General features: G+C 66.6%; 25 protein-coding genes and 1 tRNA gene. 19 read left to right on the forward strand and 7 right to left on the reverse strand.

Annotation, left to right across the window (positions count from 1 at the left end; genetic code table 11):
- The first annotated feature begins 5 nt into the window (after positions 1-5).
- The 19 genes from FHS47_RS00705 to FHS47_RS00795 all read left to right on the forward strand — a co-directional run bounded on the left by FHS47_RS00705 (position 6) and on the right by FHS47_RS00795 (position 17759).
- Positions 6-635, forward strand: a complete 630-nt coding sequence (locus tag FHS47_RS00705) for a DUF3011 domain-containing protein (protein ID WP_167021882.1) — start codon at positions 6-8, stop codon at positions 633-635.
- An 88-nt stretch (positions 636-723) separates the two neighbouring features.
- Complete coding sequence (locus FHS47_RS00710; protein ID WP_208381714.1) at positions 724-1257, forward strand: DUF3011 domain-containing protein; 534 nt, start codon at positions 724-726, stop codon at positions 1255-1257.
- Positions 1258-1331: 74 nt separating this feature from the next.
- The gene (gene aspS / locus FHS47_RS00715; protein ID WP_167021883.1) at positions 1332-3104 is read left to right on the forward strand and encodes an aspartate--tRNA ligase; all 1773 of its coding nucleotides are present in this window, start codon (positions 1332-1334) and stop codon (positions 3102-3104) included.
- 13 nt (positions 3105-3117) lie between these two features.
- Positions 3118-3756: an alpha/beta hydrolase gene (locus FHS47_RS00720; RefSeq protein ID WP_167021884.1), complete on the forward strand. Its 639-nt coding sequence runs from the start codon at positions 3118-3120 to the stop codon at positions 3754-3756.
- Positions 3757-3944: 188 nt separating this feature from the next.
- The gene (locus FHS47_RS00725; RefSeq protein ID WP_167021885.1) at positions 3945-4688 is read left to right on the forward strand and encodes a YebC/PmpR family DNA-binding transcriptional regulator; all 744 of its coding nucleotides are present in this window, start codon (positions 3945-3947) and stop codon (positions 4686-4688) included.
- Between the two features lie 14 nt (positions 4689-4702).
- Positions 4703-5224 carry a crossover junction endodeoxyribonuclease RuvC gene (ruvC, locus tag FHS47_RS00730; protein WP_193569874.1) on the forward strand — a complete coding sequence of 174 codons (522 nt, stop codon included), beginning with the start codon at positions 4703-4705 and terminating at the stop codon, positions 5222-5224.
- Entirely contained in the window at positions 5221-5817 is a 597-nt protein-coding gene (gene ruvA, locus FHS47_RS00735; protein ID WP_167021886.1) for a Holliday junction branch migration protein RuvA, read from the forward strand. The genes ruvC and ruvA overlap by 4 nt, the downstream gene beginning before the upstream one ends.
- Before the next feature lie 8 nt (positions 5818-5825).
- A complete protein-coding gene (locus FHS47_RS00740) occupies positions 5826-7721 on the forward strand; it encodes a potassium transporter Kup (RefSeq protein ID WP_167021887.1) in 1896 nt (631 codons plus the stop codon).
- A 220-nt stretch (positions 7722-7941) separates the two neighbouring features.
- On the forward strand, positions 7942-8982 hold the full coding sequence (ruvB, locus tag FHS47_RS00745) for a Holliday junction branch migration DNA helicase RuvB (RefSeq protein WP_167021888.1): 1041 nt from the start codon (positions 7942-7944) through the stop codon (positions 8980-8982).
- Complete coding sequence (ybgC, locus tag FHS47_RS00750) at positions 8979-9383, forward strand: tol-pal system-associated acyl-CoA thioesterase (protein ID WP_167021889.1); 405 nt, start codon at positions 8979-8981, stop codon at positions 9381-9383. Before ruvB ends, ybgC begins: the two co-directional genes overlap by 4 nt.
- A gap of 32 nt (positions 9384-9415) precedes the next feature.
- Entirely contained in the window at positions 9416-10099 is a 684-nt protein-coding gene (gene tolQ, locus FHS47_RS00755; RefSeq protein WP_167021890.1) for a protein TolQ, read from the forward strand.
- Between the two features lie 15 nt (positions 10100-10114).
- Positions 10115-10558, forward strand: a complete 444-nt coding sequence (tolR, locus tag FHS47_RS00760; RefSeq protein ID WP_167021891.1) for a protein TolR — start codon at positions 10115-10117, stop codon at positions 10556-10558.
- Entirely contained in the window at positions 10545-11489 is a 945-nt protein-coding gene (locus FHS47_RS00765) for a cell envelope integrity protein TolA (RefSeq protein ID WP_167021892.1), read from the forward strand. Before tolR ends, FHS47_RS00765 begins: the two co-directional genes overlap by 14 nt.
- A gap of 133 nt (positions 11490-11622) precedes the next feature.
- The gene (tolB, locus tag FHS47_RS00770; RefSeq protein WP_167021893.1) at positions 11623-12939 is read left to right on the forward strand and encodes a Tol-Pal system beta propeller repeat protein TolB; all 1317 of its coding nucleotides are present in this window, start codon (positions 11623-11625) and stop codon (positions 12937-12939) included.
- A 244-nt stretch (positions 12940-13183) separates the two neighbouring features.
- A complete protein-coding gene (gene pal, locus FHS47_RS00775; RefSeq protein WP_167021894.1) occupies positions 13184-13693 on the forward strand; it encodes a peptidoglycan-associated lipoprotein Pal in 510 nt (169 codons plus the stop codon).
- A gap of 3 nt (positions 13694-13696) precedes the next feature.
- On the forward strand, positions 13697-14551 hold the full coding sequence (gene ybgF / locus FHS47_RS00780) for a tol-pal system protein YbgF (RefSeq protein WP_208381715.1): 855 nt from the start codon (positions 13697-13699) through the stop codon (positions 14549-14551).
- A 4-nt stretch (positions 14552-14555) separates the two neighbouring features.
- Positions 14556-15248 carry a 7-carboxy-7-deazaguanine synthase QueE gene (queE, locus tag FHS47_RS00785; RefSeq protein ID WP_167021895.1) on the forward strand — a complete coding sequence of 231 codons (693 nt, stop codon included), beginning with the start codon at positions 14556-14558 and terminating at the stop codon, positions 15246-15248.
- Between the two features lie 16 nt (positions 15249-15264).
- Positions 15265-15948: a 7-cyano-7-deazaguanine synthase QueC gene (queC, locus tag FHS47_RS00790; RefSeq protein ID WP_167021896.1), complete on the forward strand. Its 684-nt coding sequence runs from the start codon at positions 15265-15267 to the stop codon at positions 15946-15948.
- A 290-nt stretch (positions 15949-16238) separates the two neighbouring features.
- Positions 16239-17759: a hypothetical protein gene (locus FHS47_RS00795; RefSeq protein ID WP_167021897.1), complete on the forward strand. Its 1521-nt coding sequence runs from the start codon at positions 16239-16241 to the stop codon at positions 17757-17759.
- A gap of 9 nt (positions 17760-17768) precedes the next feature.
- Here FHS47_RS00795 and FHS47_RS00800 read toward each other — a convergent pair.
- From FHS47_RS00800 to FHS47_RS00830, 7 genes are all read right to left on the reverse strand, one after another.
- Positions 17769-17844: transfer RNA gene (locus tag FHS47_RS00800), tRNA-Lys, on the reverse strand.
- A gap of 64 nt (positions 17845-17908) precedes the next feature.
- Positions 17909-18853: a DedA family protein/thiosulfate sulfurtransferase GlpE gene (locus FHS47_RS00805; RefSeq protein WP_167021898.1), complete on the reverse strand. Its 945-nt coding sequence runs from the start codon at positions 18851-18853 to the stop codon at positions 17909-17911.
- Positions 18854-18938: 85 nt separating this feature from the next.
- Positions 18939-20324 (reverse strand): HAMP domain-containing sensor histidine kinase, encoded by a 1386-nt coding sequence (locus FHS47_RS00810; RefSeq protein ID WP_167021899.1) that lies wholly within the window; start codon positions 20322-20324, stop codon positions 18939-18941.
- A gap of 105 nt (positions 20325-20429) precedes the next feature.
- Positions 20430-21425, reverse strand: a complete 996-nt coding sequence (gene phnD / locus FHS47_RS00815; protein ID WP_167021900.1) for a phosphate/phosphite/phosphonate ABC transporter substrate-binding protein — start codon at positions 21423-21425, stop codon at positions 20430-20432.
- A 2-nt stretch (positions 21426-21427) separates the two neighbouring features.
- On the reverse strand, positions 21428-22114 hold the full coding sequence (locus FHS47_RS00820; RefSeq protein WP_167021901.1) for a response regulator transcription factor: 687 nt from the start codon (positions 22112-22114) through the stop codon (positions 21428-21430).
- Positions 22115-22203: 89 nt separating this feature from the next.
- Positions 22204-24117 carry a hybrid sensor histidine kinase/response regulator gene (locus FHS47_RS00825; RefSeq protein ID WP_167021902.1) on the reverse strand — a complete coding sequence of 638 codons (1914 nt, stop codon included), beginning with the start codon at positions 24115-24117 and terminating at the stop codon, positions 22204-22206.
- A 76-nt stretch (positions 24118-24193) separates the two neighbouring features.
- A complete protein-coding gene (locus tag FHS47_RS00830; RefSeq protein WP_208381716.1) occupies positions 24194-24901 on the reverse strand; it encodes a VTT domain-containing protein in 708 nt (235 codons plus the stop codon).
- Positions 24902-24911 lie beyond the last annotated feature (10 nt).

Here is a 24911-nt window from a genome sequence, read left to right on the forward strand (position 1 = left end):
TCGTCATGAAGGGAATCGCTGGTTTCGTTTTCGTCGTCACTGTCAGCGGGGCGTTGTCTTTCACGTCACCGCAAGCACAGGCCGGTTGGGGGCCGGCGACGGTCAATTGTTATAGCGACGGCGGCCGCCGTTCGCATTGTCCGGTTCGGTGGCGCGAAGCGCGACTTGCCCGGCAGGACTCCCGTGCACCGTGCGTCCGTGGCCGGTCCTGGGGCCTCGATCGTGGTGGTATCTGGGTCGATGACGGCTGCCGCGGCCTCTTCGAGGAGGCAGGCGGCTATGACGACCGCTCGTATCGCGTCGATCATTACCATCACGGCGACCGCGACGAGAGCTGGCGTCGCTACGACGACCGCCCGCGCTGGGCGTCGGACTATCCGCCGCATCCCATCTATCCGCAGCCGCCCATCCGTCCTGCTCGTCCGGCCGCCGCCCGGGGCGGCGACGGCCGGGTCGTGTCCTGCGACAGCAACGACAACAAGCGCGTGTTTTGCCGCTGGCCGATCGGGCAGGGGGCGAGGCTGGTAGAGCAGACCTCCCGTAGCGATTGTGTCGAGGGGCACAGCTACGGTTTCGCGGCCGATGGGATCTGGGCCGCGAAGGGGTGCCGGGGGAAGTTCAACATCGGTTACTGAGGCCGGCGGCGATTTCCTGCGACCCGTTCAAACAACATTGCGTTTTCCTCGGATAACTTTCGATCACACACATCGGAGGGACAGGGACATGAAAGCGATCCTGGGACTGGCGGCAATGGTGGCACTCGGTGCGGCGGCTTTCGCGGCACCGCACGTGGCGCACGCCCAACGCGGCGGCGACACGGTCAACTGCTACAGCGACAACGGTCGCCGGTCGTATTGCCGGGTACCTTGGCGCGATGCCCGCCTGGTTCGCCAGGATTCGAAGACGGACTGTATCCGCGGCCGCACCTGGGACATCGATCGAGGGGGCCTCTGGGTCGACGACGGTTGCCGCGGCATCTTCCAGGAGGCGCGCGGCTGGGGTGGTGGCGGCCGGCCCGGCTGGGGCGACCACGGCGGCGGCCCGGGCTGGGGCGGCCCTGGCGGCGGCGGACGCATCGTGTCCTGCGACAGCAACGACAACAAGCGCGTGTTCTGCCGCTGGCCGATCGGGCGTGGCGCCCGGCTGGTGGAACAGACCTCGCGGAACAACTGCGAGGAAGGCTACAGCTACGGCTTCACCCGGGACGGCATCTGGGCCGACCGCGGCTGCCGCGGCAAGTTCGACATCGGCCGCTGAGCGGTCGTCCCGGCTCTGGAAGGCCCCCCGGCTCGTGGTACGATCCGGGGTCTTTTCCCCAGAGTTTCCAGCGCATGCGCACCCATCTTTGCGGACTCATCGACGAGTCGCTGATCGGCCAGGACGTCACCCTCTGCGGGTGGGTCAATACCCTTCGCCTCCAGAGCCATGTGGCCTTCGTCGACCTCCGCGACCACGAAGGCGTGGCCCAGGTGGTGATCGAGCGTGAAAACGCACCGGCTTTCGCCGTGGCGGGCGAACTCGGTTATGAATTCGTGGTGCGCGTTACCGGGCAGATCCGCAAGCGTCTCTCGGCCAACGACAAGCTGAAGACCGGCACGGTCGAGCTGCTGGCGGAGAAGGTGGAGATCCTCAACGCGGCGCGCGACCTTCCGTTCGCGTTGCACGAGTCGCCGAACGAGGACCTGCGGATGACCTACCGCTACCTCGACCTGCGCCGTCCGGAGATGCAGAAAATGATGCGCACGCGCACCGCGCTGGTGCGCGAGCTGCGCCGTTACCTCGATGCCGCCGGCTTCCAGGACATCGAAACCCCGATCCTCACCAAGGCCACGCCTGAGGGCGCGCGCGACTACCTCGTGCCGAGCCGCGTGCATCCGGGCCAGTTCTATGCGTTGCCGCAGTCGCCGCAGCTGTTCAAGCAGATCCTGATGATGGCCGGTTTCGACCGCTACTATCAGATCGCCCGCTGCTTCCGCGACGAAGATCTGCGCGCCGACCGCCAGCCGGAATTCACCCAGCTCGACCTCGAGTTCGCCTTCGTGGAGGAACGCGACGTCCAGGACTTCGTCGAAAACCTCATCCGCCACGTGTTCCGCGAAGTGCGCCACGTGGAGTTGGATGCTGTGTTCCCGCGCATGACCTACGAGGAGGCCATGCGCCGCTTCGGCTCCGACAAGCCCGACCTGCGCATCCCGCTGGAACTGGTGGACATCGCCGAGGCGGTGAAGCACGTGGAGTTCAAGGTGTTCTCCGGTCCCGCGAACGATCCGGCCGGGCGCGTGGCGGCCCTGCGCGTGCCGGGCGCGGCCGACCTTTCCCGCAAGGACATCGACGGCCTCACCGAATACGCCGCCAAGTACGGCGCCAAGGGTCTCGCCTGGCTGAAGGTGGACGACCTGGCCAAGGGCCGCGACGGCATCAACTCGCCGGTGGCGAAGTTCCTCGACGACGCCGCGCTGGAGCAGGTGCTGAAGCTTACCGGCGCCGCCAGCGGCGATATCGTGTTCTTCGGCGCGGGCGCCTGGAAAACGGTCACCGATTTCATGGGCGCGCTGCGCATCAAGCTGGGCCGCGATCGGGGCATGGTCGAGAACAGCTGGAAGCCGCTGTGGGTCACCGACTTCCCGATGTTCGAATACGACGAGGAAGAAAAGCGCTTCGTCGCGTTGCATCACCCGTTCACGGCGCCGAAGGTCGATGACATTGCCGACCTGCGCGCGAATGCCGCGATTGCCGTCAGCCGCGGTTACGACATGGTGCTCAACGGTAACGAGATCGGCGGCGGGTCCATCCGTATCCATCGTCCCGAGATGCAGAGCGCGGTGTTCGACCTGCTCGGCATCGGCGAGGCCGAGGCCGAGGCGAAGTTCGGCTTCCTGTTGAAGGCGCTTCGCCTCGGCGCGCCGCCGCACGGTGGCCTGGCCTTTGGCATCGACCGCATTGCCGCGTTGATGGCCGGCACCGAATCCATTCGCGACGTCATCGCCTTCCCGAAGACCACCAGCGCGCAGGACCTCATGACCGACGCGCCGTCGCAGGTTTCCGAGCCGCAGCTGAAAGAGCTGCACGTTCGCGTGGCGGCCGCGGAGCCGGCGAAGGCCTGATCCGGATGACCCGATGATCGCCTCCCAGGCCCACGTCCTGCTGCTGCACGGGCTGTGGATGCGCGGGTTCGCCATGGCCATGCTGCATCGGCGCCTTCGCGAGGAGGGGTTCGAGGTGCATCAGTTCGAGTACATGAGCGTGGCCGCGCCGCCGGAACAGGCGATCGCGCGGCTGCGCAAGCGTATCCGCGCACTGGGGCCGGGGCCGGTTCACGTAGTGGGACACAGCCTGGGCGGCATCCTGGCCCTGCTGGCCTGCCGCGACGACGACCTTCCGGACGGGCGCATCGTTTGTCTCGGCTCGCCGCTCAACGGCAGCGGCGCCGCCCGCGGCCTCACCCATCGTTGGGGCGGAGACATGCTGCTGGGGCGTTCGAAGGAACTGCTCGAACATGGCCTGGACCGCTGGGACGGCCGCCGGGAAGTGGGCGTGATCGCCGGAAGACAGCCGATGGGCTTGGGATCGCTGGTCGGCGACGTGGGCAGCGAGCACGACGGCTCGGTTGGCGTGGAGGAAACGCGCTTGCCGGGTCTCACGGCGCATTGCGTCCTCGAAACCAGTCACACCGGCATGCTGGTTTCCGCCGACGTAGCCCGCCAGGTGGCGTTTTTCCTGCGCGAAGGACGCTTCGATACACCGCCGGCCCTGTAGGAGCCGTCATGACGGCGAGGGAAGTTCGCAATAGTCCGGGCCCGTTTCACCGCTTCGTCGGCTTCTCGCCGCTATAGCGGCTCCCACAGTCGGCACATCCAGCCGCTGCCGTCCCGCCGGCTCCCTACAGTCGCCCCGGTTCCGCTAGAATCGCGCCCCTGTCCGTCCGGTAGATCCAGGAATCGAACATGGGTAGAGGCCCGTCCATCGAAGGTCGCAAGAACGCCGAAGACGCCAAGCGCGCCAAGGTGTTCACGAAGCTGATCCGCGAAATCACCATCGCCACCCGTGGCGGCGTGCCCGACCCCAACGGCAATCCGCGCCTGCGCGCCGCCGTCGACAAGGCCCTGGCCGCCAACATGACGAAGGACACCATCGAGCGCGCCATCAAGCGCGGTTCGGGTGCCGACGGCGGCGCGGACATGCACGAGATCCGCTACGAAGGCTACGGCCCGGCGGGCACCGCGCTGATCATCGACTGCGTCACCGACAACCAGACCCGTACGGTGGCCGATGTGCGCGCCGCGCTCAACAAGCTCGGCGGGAACATGGGCACCACCAACTCGGTGGCCTTCCAGTTCACCCGCGTAGGTCAGGTGGTGGTGCACACCGGTGGCGACACCGACGTGGAGGCGAAGCTCGAGGAAGCCGCCATCGAGAACAACGCGGAAGACATCGTGATCGAGAACGGCGTCGGCACCGTGTTGCTGGCTCCCGATCCGATCGCCGTGGAAGCCATGCGCAAGGCGCTGGCCGCCGCCGGCTTCGACATCGACGGTTCCGACGTGGTCATGCGCCCGAACGGGCCGCTGGTCACGCCCACCGGCGAGGCGCTCGAACAGTTCGAAAAACTGCTGGACCGCCTGAATTCGCTCGACGACGTGGATGAGGTCTACCACAACGCCGTCCTGCCGGCCCACGACGAGGGCTGACGCCCCGTCGCCCCATGATCCGCATCCTCGGCATCGATCCGGGCAGCCAGCGTACCGGCGTCGGTGTGATCGACGTGGCGGACAACGGCGCGGTAAGCCACGTGTGGCACGGCGCGCTGCTCGTTTCCGGCGAAGCCAGCTTTCCGCTGCGCCTGAAACGCATCTTTGACGAGCTGTGCGGGATCATCGGCGAGCACGGTCCGGCGGAAGCCGCGATCGAGCGCGTGTTCATGGCACGCAACGCGGACTCCGCCCTGAAACTCGGGCAGGCGCGCGGTGCGGCCGTGTGTGCCGTGGTCAGCCAGGGAATCGTCGTGCACGAGTACGCCGCGACCGAAGTGAAACAGGCGGTAGTCGGTACCGGCCGCGCCGACAAGACCCAGGTCCAGCACATGATCGGGATGATCCTCGGTATCAAGGGTCCGCTGCAGGCGGATGCCGCCGACGCGCTGGCGATCGCGATCGCCCATGCGCACACCCGTTCCAGCATCGAACGCGTGGGCATCCCGCGCACCGCATGGAGACGCCGCCGATGATCGGCCGCCTGCGTGGCATCCTCATAAGCAAGCAGCCCCCGTCGCTCCTCATCGAGGTCGGCGGCGTGGGATACGACGTCGACGCGCCCATGTCGACCATCTACGACCTTCCCGCCACGGGCAAGGAAGTGACCCTCCTCACCCATTACGCGGTGAAGGAAGACGGCGTGGCCCTTTATGGCTTCCTGCGCGAGGCGGAGCGGGCGATGTTCCGCAACCTGCTCAAGGTGAGCGGCATCGGCGCGAAGATCGCGCTGGCCGTGCTGTCCGGGGTCGCCACCGACGAACTGTCGCGGCTGGTGCACGCGGGCGACGTGGTGGCGCTCACCAAGATCCCTGGCATCGGCAAGAAGACCGCGGAGCGCATGGTGGTGGAATTGCGCGATCGCGTGGATGCCGTGGGAGTACGCTTGCCCGTCGGCACGGTGGGCGACGCGGCACCGGTGGATCCCGTGGGCGAAGCCACCGTGGCCTTGCAACAACTCGGTTACAAGCCCGTGGAAGCTTCGCGGCTGGTACAGAAAGCGGCGGCGGAAGGCGATTCCGCCGAAGCCATCATCCGCAAGGCGCTGCGCGCGGCGCTCGGAGGTTGAAAGTGAAAATGGAAAACCAAGCCGAAGACCTACAGCACGCGCACGGTCGTCGCTTGGGCGCGCTCGCGCTCGGCGCCATCGGCGTCGTTTTCGGCGACATCGGCACAAGCCCCCTGTACGCCATGAAAGAAACGCTGGGTACGCACGGCATGACGCCGCATCCGGCAGCCGTACTGGGCGTGCTCTCGCTGATCTTCTGGTCGTTGATCATGGTGGTGTCGTTGAAATACGTCACCTTCGTGATGCGCGCGGACAACAAGGGCGAAGGCGGCATCATGGCGCTCATGGCGCTCGCGCAGCGCAGCGTCAGCGGCTCGCCGCGCGCGCGCTGGGTGCTGGCGGCGATCGGCATCTTCGGCGCCTCGCTGTTCTACGGCGACGGCGTGATCACGCCGGCCATCTCGGTGCTTTCCGCCGTGGAAGGTCTGGAAATTGCCGCGCCCCAGCTTGACACCTACGTGTTGCCGATCTGCCTGGTCATCATTTTCGTATTGTTCGCCGTGCAGCGGCACGGTACGAACATCGTCGGCAAGGCGTTCGCGCCGGTGATGGTCCTGTGGTTCCTCGTGCTGGCCTTCCTCGGCCTGCGCCAGCTCGTGGCGCATCCCGAGGTGCTGGTGGCGCTGAATCCCTGGTACGCGGTGACCTTCTTCCGCGAGCACGGCAAGTTGTCGTTCATCGCTCTCGGCGGCGTGGTGCTGGCGCTCACGGGCGCCGAGGCGCTGTACGCGGATATGGGCCATTTCGGAAAGCGTCCGATCCGGCTGGCCTGGTTCGGATTCGTGCTGCCGGCCCTGCTTATCAATTACTTCGGTCAGGGGGCATTGCTCCTGCACGACCGGAGCGCCATCGAAAACCCCTTCTATCGCATGGTGCCGGAAGACTGGCTCTATCCGATGGTGGCGTTGGCGACCATGGCGGCGATCATCGCCTCCCAAGCGGTGATCTCGGGTGCCTTCTCGATGACTCGCGAGGCCATGTCGCTCGGCTATTCGCCGCGCATGGCCGTGGTGCACACGTCGCACGAGATGTCCGGGCAGATTTTCGTGCCATGGGTGAACAGGCTGTTGCTGGTGTTGGTGTTCCTCGCCGTGCTCGGCTTCCGCTCGTCGAACAATCTCGGCGCGGCCTACGGTATCGCCGTGACGGGCACCATGACGATGACGACGCTGCTGGCCCTCGTGGTCGCGCGCCTGCGCTGGCATTGGCACTGGTCCGCGGTCATCACCGTGGGTGTCATCTTCCTCATCACCGATCTTTCGTTCTTCGGCGCGAACGCGCTGAAGATCGCGCATGGCGGCTGGTTCCCGCTGGTTCTCGGCGTGATCATCTTCACGGTGATGACGACCTGGCGCCGGGGCAGGGACCTTGTGGTGCGCGAGATCAAGCAGTCGGGCCTGGCGCTGGAGCCGTTCGTCGCGAACATCGCGGACCATCCGCCGCTGATCGTTCCGGGCACGGCGGTGTTCCTCACCGCGAACCAGAACGCGGTGCCGCACGCGATGCTGCACAACCTGAAGCACAACAAGGTGCTGCACGAGCGCAACGTGCTGCTGACGGTGGAGATGCTCGAGACGCCCGTCGCGGAAAGCGAAGAGCGCATGGAGGTGATCGAGTACGGCAGCGGTTTCTACGGCCTGCAGTTGCGGTACGGCTTCGCCGAAGATCCCAACATCCCCAACTCGCTGTCGCGTGCGGGCGCACTGGGCCTGGACTTCGACATGATGGACACGACGTTCTTCCTGTCGCGCGAAACGATCGTCGCCGACGTCCGCCGCCCGGGCATGGCTCTGTGGCGCGACAAGCTGTTCGCCTTCCTTGCACGAAACGCGATGCCGGCGACGGCGTTCTTCCAGATTCCGGGCAATCGGCTGATCGAGTTGGGGGCCCAGGTCGAGATCTGAGGTGGGGGGCGTGAGTCGGCCACTGCGTGGCCTGTAAGTCGCGGGCTGCGCCCGGCTGCGAACCGTGAGTGGAGGCGTAAGCTTACGGTTCACAGGCCGCGCAGCGGCCGACTCGCAGGTCGCGCAAGCGACCGACTCACGGCCACACAGGCCGCGCAAGCGGCCGACTCACGGGCCACACAGGTCGCGCAGCGACCGACTCACGGCGCATAATGCGCAAATGTCCGAACACCGCATCATTTCCTCCGCCGCCGCCATGGACGACGAGGCGCTGGAGGCAAGCATCCGGCCGAAGCGCCTGGCCGAGTACCTCGGCCAGCAGACGGTTCGGGAGCAGATGGCCATCTATATCGAGGCGGCGCGGCGGCGCGGCGGGGCGTTGGACCATACCCTCATCTTCGGGCCGCCCGGCCTCGGCAAGACCACGCTTTCCCATGTGATCGCCAACGAGCTGGGGGTGAGCGTGCGGTCCACGTCCGGGCCGGTGTTGGAGCGGGCGGGCGACCTCGCGGCGCTGCTCACCAACCTCGAGGCCAACGACGTCCTTTTCGTGGACGAGATCCATCGCCTGTCGCCAGTGGTCGAGGAGGTGCTCTATCCGGCGATGGAGGACTTCCAGATCGACATCATGATTGGCGAAGGGCCGGCTGCCCGGTCCATCAAGCTCGATCTTCCGCCTTTCACGCTGATCGGCGCGACGACGCGCGCGGGCCTCCTCACCGGGCCGCTGCGCGACCGCTTCGGCATCATCCAGCGCCTGGAGTTCTACAGCATCGAGGAACTCACGGCGATCGTCCGCCGGGCGGCGCGCATCTTCGGCATCGAATGCGAATTCGAGGGCGCGGTGGAAATCGCCCGCCGTTCCCGCGGCACGCCGCGCATCGCCAATCGCCTGCTGCGCCGGGTGCGAGATTTTGCGGAAGTGCGCGGCGACGGCCGCATCACCCACGAGTTGGCCCGTGCGGCCACCGACATGCTGAAAGTGGACGCCGAAGGCTTCGACGACCTCGATCGTCGCCTCCTTGGCATCATCATCGAGAATTTCGACGGGGGCCCGGTGGGGGTGGAATCGCTGGCCGCCGCGCTCAGCGAGGACCGCGGCACCCTGGAGGACGTGGTGGAGCCTTACCTGATCCAGCAGGGCTACCTGATCCGGACAGCGCGGGGCCGCATGGCCTCGGCCAAGGCCTGGCGGCACCTGGGTCTGACCCCGCCGCCACGCCAGGCGGCCACGCCCGACCTCTTCTCGGACGGGGCATGAGCGTTTTCAGCTGGCCTGTCCGCATCTACTGGGAAGACACCGACGCCGGTGGCGTCGTCTACCACGCGAATTACATCCGTTTCATGGAAAGAGCGCGGACGGAATGGCTGCGCGCCCAGGGCATCGACCAGCTGTCGCTGCGCGAGTCGACCTCGCTGGGCTTCGTCGTCCGCGACATGCACCTCGACTTCCACCGCCCGGCCCGTCTGGATGATGAACTTCGGGTCACGGTGAGCGTCAAAGAACGCCGTTCAGCCAGTATGCTGTTCGGTCAGGAGATCGTGCGGGGGGATGCGGCACTGGTACGCGCGCAGGTGCGCGTGGCGTGCGTCAACCTCGACACGATGCGCCCGGCGCAGATCCCAGCGGGTCTGTTTGCCAACGAATTCCCCATTACCTGATAGCCAGATACCCGGCGGAGAGCCCTCAAGCGATGAACGGTGGACTGAACATTTTCAAGCTGGTGTCGGAAGCGAGCCTGCCCGTACAACTGGTGATGCTTCTCTTGCTGGTGTTCTCGTTCCTGTCCTGGGTGATCATCATCCGCAAGTACAGCCAGCTGAAGACGGCGCACGACAACGCCGAAACCTTCGAGGACCGCTTCTGGTCGGGCGCCGACCTCGCCGCCCTGTTCCGTGAAGTGGGCAACCGCGAGGGGCAGCACGGCATCGAGAACGTCTTCGAAGCGGGCTTCCGCGAGTTCGCCCGCCAGCGCCAGCGCCGCGTCACCGACGCCAACCGGGTCATCGAAGGCTCGGAGCGCGCCATGCGCGTGGCCGGCACGCGCGAGATCGGCAAGCTGGAACAGAACCTGGAGTTCCTGGCCAACGTCGGTTCGATCAGCCCTTACGTGGGTCTGTTCGGCACCGTCTGGGGCATCATGGGTGCCTTCCAGGGCCTGGGCGAAATGAAGGACGTCACCATCTCGGTCGTCGCGCCGCACATTTCCGAGGCGCTGATCGCCACCGCCATGGGCCTGTTCGCCGCCATTCCGGCTGTCTGGGCGTACAACCGCTACGCCAACAAGGTCGAGCGCATCGCGTCGCGCTACGAGGTGTTCCAGGAAGAGTTCTCCTCCGTACTGCAGCGCCAGATCCACGCCGACGACGCGGCCTGAGCGGGAGGGTACGCCATGCGCACTACCTACCGCAGGCACAAGCGGAAGCTGAAATCCGAGATCAACGTCGTGCCGTACATCGACGTGATGCTCGTGCTGCTGATCATCTTCATGGTCACCACGCCGATGATGAACCTCGGCGTGGACATCCAGCTGCCGCAGACCAACGCCAAGTCCCTGCAGGACAAGAAGGACCCGATCGTGGTGTCCGTCGACGAGGCAGGCCAGATCTACCTCACGGCGAACGGCGCGAAGCGCGAGCCGGTCAGCGAGGACGAATTCCGCAAGAAGATCACGGCCTTCCATGACGCCAACCCGGAACTCCAGGTCCTGGTCGCCGGCGACCAGCGCGTGGGCTACGGCAAGGTCTATTCGATCCTCCCGATCCTGCAGGAGGCCGGTGTCTCCAAGATCGGCCTGATGAGCCAGCCCCAGTCGGCGCAGAATGGAAAACCGTAACGGCACGCCCCGCGCGGTCGTCCTCGCCGCGCTCCTGCACATCGGCATCGTGGCCTTTCTGGGCCTCGCGGTCATTCCGTGCTCGGATTACGAGAAATGGGCCGAGGCGATCGGCCTGCCGGCCGAGTGGAATCCGTTGAAGTGCCCGGCGCCCCTCGAACTGCCCGGGCAGATCATCGAGGCGACCCTGGTCGGCCCCACCGGCAGCCCGCCGCCGAAGGCGACGAAGGCCAAGCCCGTGCCCGATACCACGCCGCCTCCGCCGGTGGTGCCGACGCCGCCTCCGCCGCAGCCGGAGAAGCCCAAGGTCGAGACGCTCCCGCCCCCGCCCAAGCAGCCCGACCTCAAGGACCAGGAAAAAGTGGTCGACGACGCCGTGCAGAAGGCGGAGGACGCCAAGCGCCTGCAGGAAGAGAAACAGCGCCAGCGGCAGGCCGAGCTGGACGCCGAGCAGGAGCAGAAGAAGAAAGAAAAGCAGAAGGAAATCGACGACATCTTCAAGCAGCTCGACGCGGCCAAGGCCCAGACGAAGAAGGCCGACACCACCAAGAAGCAGGCCGAGCAACAGTTGAAGGACCTGCAGAACGCGAAGGACGACGGTCTTCCCGACCTGCCGCCCGCCGATCAGAAGCAATCGGGCACCAATGGACGGGATACCGGCAAGCTGGGCCAGTACCTGGCGGCCATCCAGAACTCGGTCACCCAGAATTGGCTCAGGCCCGACAGCATGCCCGCCACGTCCTGCGTGGTGCACATCGTGCAGGTGCCGGGTGGGCAGGTGCTCAGTGCCAAGGTGGACTCCAGCTGCCCGTACGACGCCGCCGGACGCGCCTCGGTGGAGAACGCCGTGCTGCGCGCCCAGCCACTGCCTTACCAGGGCTTCGAAGACGTTTTTCAGCGCAACCTAACGTTCACGTTCAGGCCGCAATGATGTAGCGCCCTCGTCCCGCCCCGGCCAGGTGCCTGGGCGGGGCAGGGCGGTTCAGATTCGGGTCACTCAGCACGTGGCCGTCGCGTTAACATTTCGCCGCTGTCCCACTATCCAGGTCGCAATGAATCCGCCCATGCGCAGAACGCTTTCACGTCTCGTCCTCCTCCTGGCCGCGCTGGCCGCCCTCGTGGCAGGTCCGGCCGCCGCCCAGTCGCTCAACGTGGAAATCGTCGGTGGGCTGAAAACGGCCATTCCCATCGCCGTCGTGCCTTTCGCTCAGGCCGGCGGCGCGCCGCTGCCGACCGACGTCGCCGATGTCATCCGCGCGGATTTCAACCGTTCGGGCAAGTTCCGCTCGCTGGACAAGAACGACATCGTCGAAACCCCGTCCCAGGGTTCGGACGTCAAGTTCGCCACGTGGCGCCTGCTCAAACAGGATTACCTCACCATCGGCCGCATCAGCGACGCCGGCGGCGGCATGCTCAAGGTCGAATACGAACTGTGGGACGTGAACCGCCAGCAGAGCCTGCTCGCCCAGTCGTTCACCGCCCCGGCGGGCGACCTCCGCGGCGTGGCGCACCAGATCGCCGACCAGATCTACGAAAAGATCACCGGTGTGCGCGGCGCCTTCTGGACCCGTATCGCCTACATCACCGCTGTCGGCGTGGGTAACAACACCACCTATTCCCTGATCGTGGCCGACTCGGACGGTTACAACCCGCAGGTCGTGGCCCGGTCGCGCGAATCGTTGCTCGGTCCGGCCTGGTCGCCGGACGGCAGCAAGATTGCCTACGTCTCCTTCGAGAGCGGCAACTCGCAGGTCTACGTGCAGAACATCTCCACGGGCTCGCGCAGCCTGATCGCCTCGCATCCGCGAGGCATCAACAGCGCCCCCTCGTGGTCGCCGGACGGCAGCAAGCTGGCCGTCAGCCTCTCGTACGTGGGCAATCCCGAGATCTTCGTCATCGACGTTGCCAGCCGGACGGAAACCCGGCTGACCAACAATTTCGCCATCGATACCGAGCCCACCTTCACCCCGGACGGCCAGAGCATCATCTTCACCTCCGACCGCTCGGGCAAACCGCAGCTCTACCAGATGTCGGCCTCGGGTGGCTCCGCCCAGCGGCTCACCTTCCAGGGCGGCTTCAACGCCAGCGCCTCGGTGAGCTACGACGGCAAGCAGATTGCGATGGTGCAGGGCAACGGGAACGTGTATCGTATCGCCATCATGGACCGTAGTCTGGGTGGCCAGGTGCGTTTCGTTTCCCCGGGTAATGTGGACGATTCGCCCAGCTTCGCGCCCAATGCCAGCATGCTGCTCTATGCGGCATCGCAGGGTACGCGCGGCGTCCTGTATGCGGTTTCAGCCGATGGCCTCGTGCGTCAACGTCTCGTCCTGTCCGACGGCGACGTGCGTGAGCCGTCTTGGGGACCCTATCGACAGCGCTGATGGCGCGCCCTGCCGGGCGGCGACATTGGCAACGTCCAGGGAAGGGCGCGGCGTGGCCGCGCCTTTTCCGCGGGCCAAAGGTTTTTCGGCAAGCGCCTGTGGGCGTTTGCCGAAGCGAAGACGCCGGGTGCGGGACAGCGCCCCGTCGGCGTAGATGTAAGTAGAAAAACAGCCGGACAACCGGCGGTGCCTGTCCCGAAACCGAAAACCGACTGTCGGAACTCAACTGTTGAAGGAACGTCCCATGAATAAGACCGTTACCGTCACCCTGGCTGCCCTGCTCTGCGTTGGCGCCGCCGCGTGCTCCAAGAAGAACACCAAGCCGGCTCCTCTGCCGGAACAGCAGCCGGTCGCCCAGACCCAGGCCCCGACCAGCGACGGCAAGTACCAGCCGTCCGATCTCGACACCGACGCTTGCCTGCGTCAGCGCGTCGTGTACTTCGACTTCGACAAGAACGACGTCAAGCCGGAGTTCCAGCAGATCATCGCCTGCCACGCCAAGTACCTGCAGGACCGTCCGCAGTCGGCCATGACCCTCGAGGGTAACACCGACGAGCGCGGCACCCGCGAGTACAACCTGGGCCTCGGCGAGCGCCGCGGCAACGCCGTTTCCAGCGCCCTCCAGGCTGCTGGCGGTTCGGCTGGCCAGATCAACGTGACCAGCTACGGCAAGGAGAAGCCGACCTGCCGTGAGCACAACGAAGACTGCTGGGCCAAGAATCGTCGCGTCGAGATCGTGTACACCGCGAAGTAAGTAATGAAGAAGACTCTGGCTACCAGCATCATGGCCAGGCTTGGCGTGGCGGGCGCGATTGCGTCCGCCACGCTTTTTGCGTTGCCTGCCGCCGCCCAGGACACCCGCCTCAGCCTCGCCGACCGTGTGTCGCGGCTGGAGCAGCAGTCGCAGCAGCAGGCCGGCACCACGTCGCTGGTCAATCAGGTCAACGATCTGCAGCAGCAGCTGGCACAGCTGCAGGGCCAGATCGAAGAACTGCAGCATCAGAACCAGCAACTCCAAGATTCCCAGAAGGCTCAGTACGCGGACCTCGATTCGCGGCTGGGCCGCATCGAGAAGGGTGGGGCGTCTCAGGGCCAGGCGCCCGCGGCCCAGGCCCCCGCACCGGGCTCTTCCGCTCCTTCGGCTGCTCCTGCGGCCGCGCAGCCCGCGTCTGCAGCGACACCGGCCCAGGCGCCTGCCGGCGCAGCACCGGCCCATGCCGACGCCGATCAGCAGGCTGCCTACGACGCGGCGTTCAAGTCGCTGCGTGCCGGCGACTACGTCAGCGCCTCGCGCGGCTTCCGCGACTTCCTCGTCAAGTACCCCGACAGCCCGCTGGCGCCGAACGCCTATTACTGGCTGGGCGAGTCGTACTACGTCACCATGAATTACCCGGTGGCCATCGAGGCCTTCCAGCGCCTCGTGAAGCAGTATCCGCAGAGCGACAAGGTGTCCGATGGTCTCCTCAAGGTCGGCTACTGCCAGATCGAGCTGAAGCAACAGGACGCCGCCGTCGCCACGCTCAAGCAGGTAACCGCCAAGTATCCGGGCACAAAGGCCGCCGGCCTCGCACAGGAACGCCTGCGCCGCCTGCAGCGCCAGACGGCCAACTGATTCCATGAACGGCAGCACCGCAACGCCGGCGGACGTCTCGCCGGCCCCGCCCGTCCGGGAGCGGCTGCGCATCACCGAGATCTTCCACTCCGTGCAGGGCGAGGCCGATGCCATTGGCTGGCCCACTGTTTTCGTTCGCCTGACCGGCTGCCCCCTGCGCTGCGTGTGGTGCGACACGGAGTATTCCTTCCACGGCGGCCAATGGCACGACATCGACGCGATCCTCGCGGAAGTCGCCAGCCACGGTGCCCATCATGTATGCGTCACCGGCGGCGAACCTCTGGCACAGAAGCGCTGTCTCATCCTTCTGCGCAGGCTTTGCGACGCGGGCTATGAGGTGTCGCTCGAAACCTCCGGCGCATTGGATGTTTCCCAGGTCGATCCTCGCGTGCGCAAGGTCATGGACCTGAAGGCGCCGGATTCCGGCGAGAGCGGCCGCAACCTGTGGAGCAATCTCGACCATCTTCTTCCGCACGACCAGGTGAAGTTCGTGATCGCCAGCCGTGGCGACTTCGAGTGGTCGCGCGACGTCGTGCGCGAGCATGCGCTCGACGGCAAGGCGATGGTGCTGTTCTCCCCCGTGTGGTCCAAGGTTGAGCCGCGCGAACTGGCCGAATGGATCCTCGCCGAGCGCCTTCCCGTGCGCTTCCAACTCCAGCTGCACAAGCTGTTGTGGAACGACGCGGCAGGCCATTGATTCCAAGGTAATACGCATGAACGTTCCGAACGCTCCCCGCAAGGCCGTCATCCTCGTGTCGGGTGGCATGGATTCCGCCGTCACCATCGCCATGGCGCGCGAGCAAGGTTTCGAGGTCTACGCGCTCAGCGTCGCGTACGGGCAACGGCACAGTTCCGAGCTGGAAGCCTCCGAACGCGTGGCGACCATGCTCGGCGCCGTGGTGCACAAGACGGTGCACGTCGATCTGCGCAGCATCGGCGGCTCAGCCCTCACGGCCGATATCGATGTGCCGGAAGACGGCGGCGAAGGCATTCCTGTCACGTACGTACCGGCGCGCAACACCATCATGCTGTCGATTGCGCTCGGATGGGCGGAAGTGCTCGGCTCCAACGACATCTTCTGCGGCGTCAACGCCGTGGACTACTCGGGCTATCCGGACTGTCGTCCGGCCTTCATCGAGGCGTTCCAGTCGCTTGCCAATGTCGCCACCAAGGCCGGCGTGGAAGGTGCGGGCATCCGTATCCATGCGCCCCTGATGCAGATGGGCAAGGGCGACATCGTGCGCGAAGGCATGCGCCTTGGCGTGGATTTCGCGGCGACGGTCAGCTGCTACCAGGCCGATGCGAACGGCCGCGCATGCGGACATTGCGATGCCTGCCGCTTGCGCGCGGAAGGGTTCGCGAAGGCTGGCGTGCCGGATCCTACCCGTTACGCCTGAAGACGGGAGCGCTCGCTCAGAGTGCCGACGTGAAGTCGCGGCCTGCGTTCAATGCGGTTGTGACTGCCGTGTCGACACTATGGATGCCGCCGGCATCGACGGGGCTCATCGTCCTTTGCAGGGGCCATCAATATACGCCTGGGCCGCGCCTCCGCACGAACGATCGCTATGCCTCTTCGGCGACAACACAGGACGAATGAAGGCTTCCGAGCCTTACAACTTCCGGACTATTGCGCCGCGCACGCGGCCGGCAGAAAGTCGCGTTACGACGCAGGAAGCGGACCAAGGCCATGGATGGATGGCTCCGGAAACTCGGCGCGGTCGTGGCGGCCGTGGCCTTCTTGGCGGCAAGTGCCGCGCACGGGTCGCAGGATGCCACGGGGGAGGCAAGCCCGGAGCGTATCGCGCAGATTCTGCGAGCCCGCTACGTGGACACGCGGCCGGATTGCGGCGGACCGACGCTTCCGGCCTTCCTCTGTTCGGGCATCCTTCTTCGCGGCACCAAGGCGTCTTCCGCCTATCACTCCTGGGATCCGAGCCCGAGCGCCGTGGAAACCGGCGCGGTTTCGTTTTCCTTCCTGAGAAAGGACGCCGAGTTCAACGCGTTCGCGCTCGGTTATCAAAACGGTTTCATTTTCGCGCCCTATCTCTCCTCGCAAGGCAAGGTGCATCCGGCGGCGCTCTGTTCGTTCCCGGTGGATGCGTCCACCTACCGGCGCGACAGGCGTGGGTGCGGTGCCTATGACGCCTATCCGGTCAAGAGTGCACCCTGTCAGCAGCAAGGGATCACGAGGGCCGAGGGCTGGCGCTCGTCGTTCACCCGGGTAGCCGGTGCCAACGGCAAGTTCACCCAGTGCGGATTCGATCTGACGGCAGAGGGCAGCGCGAACGCCTTCCTCGAAAGCCTCAAGGCGATGAAGTACGCCCCTTCGTTTCGTGGCGCCAATCCCGAGAACGAATTGCGGATCGAAACATGGAAACCCGGCATACCCGCCGATCTGCCCATCGAAGCGTTCTTCTACAGCGGTAGCGGACTGGCGGGCGCGCAGCACGACCAGCGCGACTATTACGCGCAGACGGGCATCCGCCTTCCGATCGTCAGAATCGACCTGCCTTCGTCGCCAGAGGCCGATGCCATGTTCGCGTATCGCGCACAGGACCAGGCGCTGGGCGCCGAAGCGCCCGTTCCCGAGCAGGTGCCGACGGTGCGCGAAGCCTCCGGCGAGGGTGGGAGCAGGTTGCTCCTGACGGACTTCTACCGAGCGGACTATGTGACCGTCGAGGTGCCCGTGTACGAAGGCATGGCGGCGGGGCAGGTTGTCAGCGTGTCCTGGGCAGGGCCGTCGATCACGTACGTAACGCCCCCCGAGACGGTCACGGAGGTTGCTCCTGTGTTGCTGCGCATTCCGCGGACAGAGGTGATCGATACCATCGGCAGCACCGCTCGCGTGGCGTTCTCGATCAGGCAAGGCAATGGCGACGTGCAGGTTTCCCGAACGGCCATCGTGGAGGTGGAAGCGCAGCCGCTCGAGCTTCCGGCCCCGACACTGAGCGACGACCACACGCAGGTACTGGTGCGCTTTCCGGCCATGGACACCGCATACCACGCGAACGTGCGCCTGCAGGGCGCAACCACACTCGACCTACCCCGGCAGGATGTCGTCTCGAAGGATGTACTCGTGTTTCGCATTCCGGATGCGTGGCTGGCAGCGAATCGCGGCCGCGACATCCTGGTGACCTACGCCGTGGCATCGAAGCAGAAAAGGGAGGACCCCTGGCGATTCTCACGCGTCTTGCGGGTGCGGCTGTGAGCGGCGTATTGGTGGGTCGTGACGGATTCGAACCGTCGACCTACGGATTAAAAGTCCGCTGCTCTACCGACTGAGCTAACGACCCAAACGCGAGAACCGGTAAGTTTACGAGGCCGCGGCGGGCGGCACAACCCGAAAGGGCGTCCGGTTCAGGTGGTGAGGGCGATCGCCTCCACGTCGCCACCCGCCTCGCGCCAGGCGCCGAGGCCGCCGGTGAGAGGGCGGACGTTCGAGAACCCCAGCTTGCTCAGGCGTTCCGCCACCTTGGCGGCCGACACCTCGTTCGGGCACGAGCAGTAGATCACCAGGGCGCTGTGCCGGGGCAGCGTGGCCAGTTCCTGGTCCGCGGTGGCGAGGTCGAAAAGCCGGGAGCCGGGAATCACGTACGGGTCGTCGCGGCGGCTGATCGCCGAGCGCACGTCGACGATGAGCGCACCGGGTTCGTTCGCGAGCAGGCGAGACAGCTCGTCCACGGAGATCCGGCTCTTGCGCAGCCGCGCGAGCAGCAGCGCACGTCGTGCATAGCGGAAGGCGATCCACAGCGCGAGTCCGATCGCGGCGACGGCGAACATGCCGATACCGAACTGCCGCAGCAGCGCGAGCACCGCGTCGATCTGCCGGTAGAACAGCATGCCGGCCGACAACCCCACGACGATCCAGAGCGCCGCGCCGAGCAGGTCGTAAAGCGTGAAGCGAGAGAAGCGCGTGTCGCCGGCACCGGCGATGGGAATGGCCACCAGCGACAACCCGGGGATGAAGCGGGAGACCAGGAGGAGCTTCACCCCGCGCTTTTCGAAGAAGCCGCTTGCCCGCCGTACGCAGGTGTCGGGCGAGAGCGAGATGCGGCAGAGGCCGTCCAGCACACGGTATCCGAAGCGGCGGCCGGTGAGGAACCACGCGGCGTCTCCCAGGAAGGCCCCTGCCAGCGCGGCAATGAAGGTGCCGATGATGAGGAGCGGATCGCGGGCCGCAACGAGTGTGCTGCCGACGACGATGAGCGTGGGCATGGCGGGAACGGGCAGCCCGATCGCGCCGGCGAACACGCCGACGAACGCCACGATGGGCGCCGTATCCGACCAGTTGATGCTCGCCACGGTCGTGGTCCTCGAGGCAGGTTCCGTCTGCCCGCAACGATACGCCGGTCCAGGCGCGCGTGACAGGGGACCCCGTGGCCGTTTTCTACCAGGCGGGATGCCAGTGCAGTTCGGCCGGATGGCTCGCCGCGGGCAGCACCGCCGCGCCATCGAACTCCGCCCAGAACAGGGTTCCCCGTCCCGGGCTGGAGCGCACGCCGATGCGGCCACCCATGGTGTCGGCAATGCGCCGGGCGACGGCCAGCGCCAGCCCGTAGCCGGGGTGTCCCGGCAGGCGGGTGAAGTCTTCGAACACGCGCGCCTGCGCCCCCGGGTCGAGGCCCATGCCGTTGTCGCGCACTTCCAGACGGATAGCCCCGCCGCGACGGCGGACGGCGACCAGCACGCGACCGTGCGGCGTGCTGAGCACCGCGTTGGAAACCAGCTTGTGCAGCAGCTCGCCGAACAGCACCGGGTCCACGTGCAAGGGCAGGCGGCCGCCACGCCAGCGCACGTCCACGCCGAGCCGCGCGGCATCCGCTTCGATAGCGGAGCGCCCGCGGACATAGAGATCGGACGCGATGACGTCGACCGCCGCGGGTTCCACCGCACCCGCATCGAACCTCGCCATTTCGAGCAGCCCGTCGAGCAGTTCGTTGAGGCGGGTGAGGCTGCTGCGCATCTGGCCCAGCACCGCGCGCTGGCGGAGATCGTCGCCGGGCTGCATGCCGGCGACGAAAAGGGCCAGCGCCTGGAGCGGCTGGCGGAAGTGGTCTCCTACCTGCTCGACGAACCGCGTGTGCCTGGCGATGTCCTGCAGGCGCTGGCGCAGCGCATCGGCCATGGCTGCATCATGTCGGGTGCGCAGGTCCACCAGTTCGTCGAGCAACGTGTCGATGGCTTGCAGTACATCGTCGCCCGCTGGCGCCTGCGCGCCGCGCGGATGGAGGAAGCGATCGATCCGCGCCCGCACGTTCTCCATCGGGGCCACGATGTCCTGCTCCAGTCCCCGTCGTGCAATGGCGAAGAGCCAGACGATGCCGCCGCAGAGGAGGAGCGTCATGACGAAGCCCGCAAGATGCCGTTCGCGTAGCGCGGAGGCATCGCTCACCGTTTCCAGTGTGCCGTGGTCCGTGCTCGTCCATGTGCGTATCTGGCTGTCCGGCGCAAGGCGCCGTCCACTGTCCACCGCGATGTCGCCGGCGAGTTCGCGATGCAGGATCGCCTGTTGCGTCGGCGCGGTGCGCAGAAGCGCCCGGCTGAGCGCGTCGCGGATGGCGTCGTCGTTGCTCGCGTCGGTCATCGCGGCGGCAATGCGCGCGGCCTGTATGCGGGCCGAAGCGTGAACCTCCGCATCCGCTGCGCGCATGTGCAGCACGCCGAGGGTGCCGGCCATGGCGAGCGCAGCGACCGTCGTGGGCAGCAGACCCTTGAGGATCAACTGCCGGCGAAGGGATGCAGGCCTTCCTGGCGATCGCGGCGACACGGTCATGGGTGGCCTTGTGGCACTGGGTCTCGTGAAGGAATTTATGCAACGCGGCAGGAGCGCGCGATAGACAAGGGGAGCTAACCCCGGCGGCCTATATCGTTCGGCCTATTACTTTCCGCGCAGCAGCGCGACCAGGCTGTCGTGGTCGCCGCGGATCTTGCGGAACCGCGCGTCGCGGGCTGCCTCGCTCACCCATTGCGCGCTGGTGGCACGGCGCTGTTCGAGGGCGTATTCGATGTCCGCAAAGGGAATCAGGTCGGCGTTGTCGGCCGGGGCGAACCCGCTGATGTCGTGGATGCGCTTGAGGTTTGCTTCCTCTCGCGCACCGTCCTTGCCCTTGCCGTAGCCGGTCACGAAGGCGGCGACCTGCGCACGCAGGGCCTGCGGCAGATCGTTGCGGATGACGATCACCGCATGCGGGATGAGGGACGAGGTCCACAGGATGCGCAGGCGGGCATACTGCTCGGGGAAGTGCTGCTGGAAGCGCTCGAGGTCGGCGGTGTTGTTGGTGGCCACGTCCACTTCGCCATTGCTCACGGCCAGCGCGTTGTTCTGATGGTTGTCCACGTGCACGCTGGCGAAGAACGTGTCCGAATCCACGCCCCGCGCGGCGAAGAGTTGCGTCTCCGGCACCAGATAGCCCGAAACGGAAAGCGCCTCGCCGCGTGCGTAGCGCCACTTGCCGGGACGCGCGAAAAGCTGGTCGAGGCTGCGCAGTCGCGAATCTGCCGCCACGATCAGCACGGCGCGATAGCCGCGCGAACCGTCGCCGCGGGTCAGTCGCCCGATCACCTGCATGTTCTGTTGCGTGACCGCGTCCAGCGCAAGCCGCCCGGAAAGGAAGGCGATGTCCACCCGCTGTTCGCTGATCGCCTGGGCGATACCCTCGTAGGTGGTGACAGACACGGCACGCACCGGCCGGCCGATCGCCTTGTGCAGGTCGTCGAGCATCGGACGCCACGCTTCCAGCGATTCCGCGGGGCCGCCGATGGGGAGGATGCCGAAAGTGAGCGGAGCGGCCGGATCGATGTCGCCCTGCGATGTGGCCGCGACGGGCGCGGCGGCAAGCACGCAGACCAGCCATGAGGCCAGCCAAGCGCGCATCGTCAGTCGCCGAGGTGCTGGGCGGCGACCAGCGCCTCGAGCCGGTTCCGCACATGCAGGGCGCGGAAGATCGCGGCCAGATGGATCTTGACCGTGCCCTCGCTGATCTGCAGTTCGCGCGCGATGAGCTTGTTCGGGCGTCCCTTTGCCAGCAGCTTCAGGACGTCGATCTGGCGGTCGGTGAGCACCGTGGCCAGGCGTTCCTTCGTCGTGAGCCCGTCGTTGCCCTGCGACAGCGCGAAGGTGGGTGCCACGGTGGCGGCGGCCGACTTCATCGCCTCGGGCGGCACATAGATGCCGCCCCCGATCACGAGCCGCACGGCATTGAGGATGACGTCCGGAGGCGAGGATTTCGGGATGTAACCCTGCACGCCCAGATCCAGCACATGGCGGATGGCGGAAGGGTCCTCCGTGCCGGAAAGCACGATGACCGGATGGCCGCGCGAATCGCCGTCGTCGGCCGATGCGCCCAGGGCCTTCACCGCGAACTTGATGTGTTCGACGCCATCGGCCCCCGGCATGGCCATGTCGATCAGGGCCACGTCGGGCAGGGGGGATTCCTCCAGCCGCCGGTAGAGATCCTTGATCGTTTCGGCTTCGACGAACTCGACATCTTTTTCCAGTTCGCGAAGCTTGAGCTTCACGCCCTCGATGATCAGCCGATGATCGTCAGCGATCAGTACACGCATGCCCATCCTCCGCCCGCCAAGGCTTGCGAGCCACCCCATGGAGCGGACCATAGTCCTCCGGGCTCCCGTCGGCAAGCCGGCCATCCGGCTCAGACGGCTGCCCGATGGACAGTCCAGGCAGAAACCATTACCTCATGCAGGCGTTCCGGCGAAACCGGCTTGAACAGCACCCGGGTATCGGTCTGGTCGACGTGGTGCAGGAATTCGCCACGCGTTTCGCCTGTTATCAGTACGCGCGCGAACGGCGGCGGGTCGCCGGGGCGACGGCGGTAATAGCGGTCGAGTTGCTCGATCACGTCCAGGCCCGTGCCTTCGCGAAGGCGCAGGTCGGATATGACGATGTCGGGCGGTTGCATCCACTGGTGCACGGCCTCCATGGCCTGCTGGGCGTCCTCGGCCGTCACGACCTCGCAACCCCAGCTGCCGAGGAGGTAACTGATGCCGGCAAGGATGGTGGGCTCGTCGTCGATCACGAGGACGCGCATGCCCACGATGTCGCGAGGAATGGCCGGGTCCGGCGGAGGCGTCGGCGCGATTTCCATCGTGCCCGGCTGCACTTCCGGCAAGACGATCGAAAAAAGCGTGCCCTTTCCCGGCCGGGAGCGCACCGAGGCGCGGGTGCCCAGCAGCCCGGCAAGCTTCTGCACGGTGGAAAGGCCAAGGCCGAGGCCGCGGCGCGTGCCTTCCGGGCGGCCGGTATCGGGCCCTCCCTCCACGCGGTAGAACTCGTCGAAGATGTGCTGGAGGTGTTCCTCGGCGATACCCAGGCCGGTGTCCCACACGTCGACGCGTACCGTGCCGTCCAGCCGCCGCCGTGCGCCCACCAGCACGCCGCCGGTACGCGTGTAGCGCAGCGCGTTGCTCACCAGGTTGTTGAGGATGCGGGCGAGCATGGTGCGGTCCGAGCGGACCCACAGCCGGGTGGTGCGGACCACGAGCCGCAGGTCGTGTTGCTCCGCCACCATGCGGAAGTTGACGCTCACTTCCTCGAAGACCTCGTCCAACGGTACGTCGCGCACCGCCGCGGGCATGGCACCGGTCTCCAGCCGGGAAAGGTCGAGCAGCTCGCCGAAGAGGTGGTCGAGCGACTCGACGCATTCCTGGATGTGCGCGATGCGGTTCAGCCGTACGGGATCGTATTCGTCGACCGCGAGGCCGGACGAGAACAGCGTCAGCGCATACAGCGGCTGGCGCAGGTCGTGCGAGGCGGCCGCGAGGAAACGCGCCTTGGCGACGCTGGCCGCTTCCAGTGCCGCGTTCTTGCGTGCCAGTTCGTCGGTTGCCGAAGCGATCTCGCGCTCCATGCCGATCTGCGCGTGCAGCAGTTTGGAGGCGGCGCCGTTGAAGCCGCGCTGCAGGTCGCCGATTTCCGTGTCGTCGGTCACGGGGACGACCACCGTACGGTCGCCGAGGCCCAGCTGGCGTACCGCGATGGCGAGGTTGCGCAATGGCGCACTCAGCCAGCGCGCCGTGGACCAGCCGATCATCACAGCGATCAGCAGGCTCAGCGCCAGCCACACCAGCGCGTTGTGCACGCTGGCGCGCTGTGCGGCGACGGCGTCTTCGACACTCACGTCTACAATCACCGAACCGACCGCGCGACGCGTGAGCGGGTCGAGGATTTCGCGGGCGACGGTGAGGCTGTCGTCGTCGCCGCCGGCGATGGAGCCGTTCACGCGGTCGGCGACGATTTCGCCGTCGCGGTCGCTGATCCGCACCCGCGACACCTGCGGCAACTGCACGATGGATTGGGCGATCCGGCCCAGTTCGCGCCGTTCGCCGGTCCGGAGCGCATCGCCGGAAACGGTGGCAGCCTGCTGCGCGATGGCGTCCGCCGTGGAGCGGCCCATCTCGTGCAGGGTGTCCATCTGGTGCCGCGTGAGCAGCGTGACCAGGAGCACGGCACTGATGGCGGTCGGAACGAGGGCGACACAGGTCAGGCGCTGCACGAGCGATGTGCGTCGCCAGACCTTTTCCAGCCATGGAGTTGAAACGTCACGCATTGCTGCCTTCCCCTTGCGCGGCCCCCCTCCAGGATTGCGCGAGGGGTTAGCCTATCGCAGATCGGCGGGGGCGGCGTCAGGCGCGTCGGCGAAGGCGCGTTATCAGGGTCCGAACAGCAAGCGGCAGCACCGTCAGAATGGCGAAGGCGGCCAGTGGCACGAGGATGCGCTGGTCGAGCAAGCCGGCCGCGCTGACCGGCTGGCCCGCGGCGAAGGTCTCGCCCAATCCCGCTCCCACGGAACTCTCCACGAACAGCGAGACGGTACCGCCGAGCCAGGTGGCGCCGATGAACAGCCACAGAGGGCAGCGTAGCCACGCCAGTGCCACGGTCATGGCGCCCAGAGGCACCACGGGCACGAACCGGAGCGCAAGCGCGTAGGTGACCGGATGGGCGGAGAATCGTGCGCGCAGCCGTTGCGCCAGCGCCGGCGGCGCCCGGCGGCCGGCAGCGAACGCGTAGCGGCTGGCGAGATAGAGCGCCAGCGACCCGAGCACCAGCGACACCGACGAAAGCGCCGTACCTTGCACAGCGCCGAACAGGAGGCCGCCGGCCAGCACGATCACGATGGTGCCAGGCACGCCGGTGGCGATGGCCACGGCCAGGGTTGCCGAATACAGGAAGCGCGCCATGAACGGATGCGCCGCGATGGCGGTGCGCAGGTGTCCTTCGTCGGCCAGCAGCCGATGCGGTTCGAAGCGATCGAAGGCGCCGCTGGCGAAGAAGGCCACGCCGCCCAGAAGCAGCAGGCCCAACGGCAGCAGCGCGCGCCAGCGGCGGTTCACCGGGTCCGGT

Origin of the sequence: Luteibacter sp. SG786, from assembly GCF_011759605.1 — a bacterium.
Classification (GTDB): Bacteria; Pseudomonadota; Gammaproteobacteria; order Xanthomonadales; family Rhodanobacteraceae; genus Luteibacter.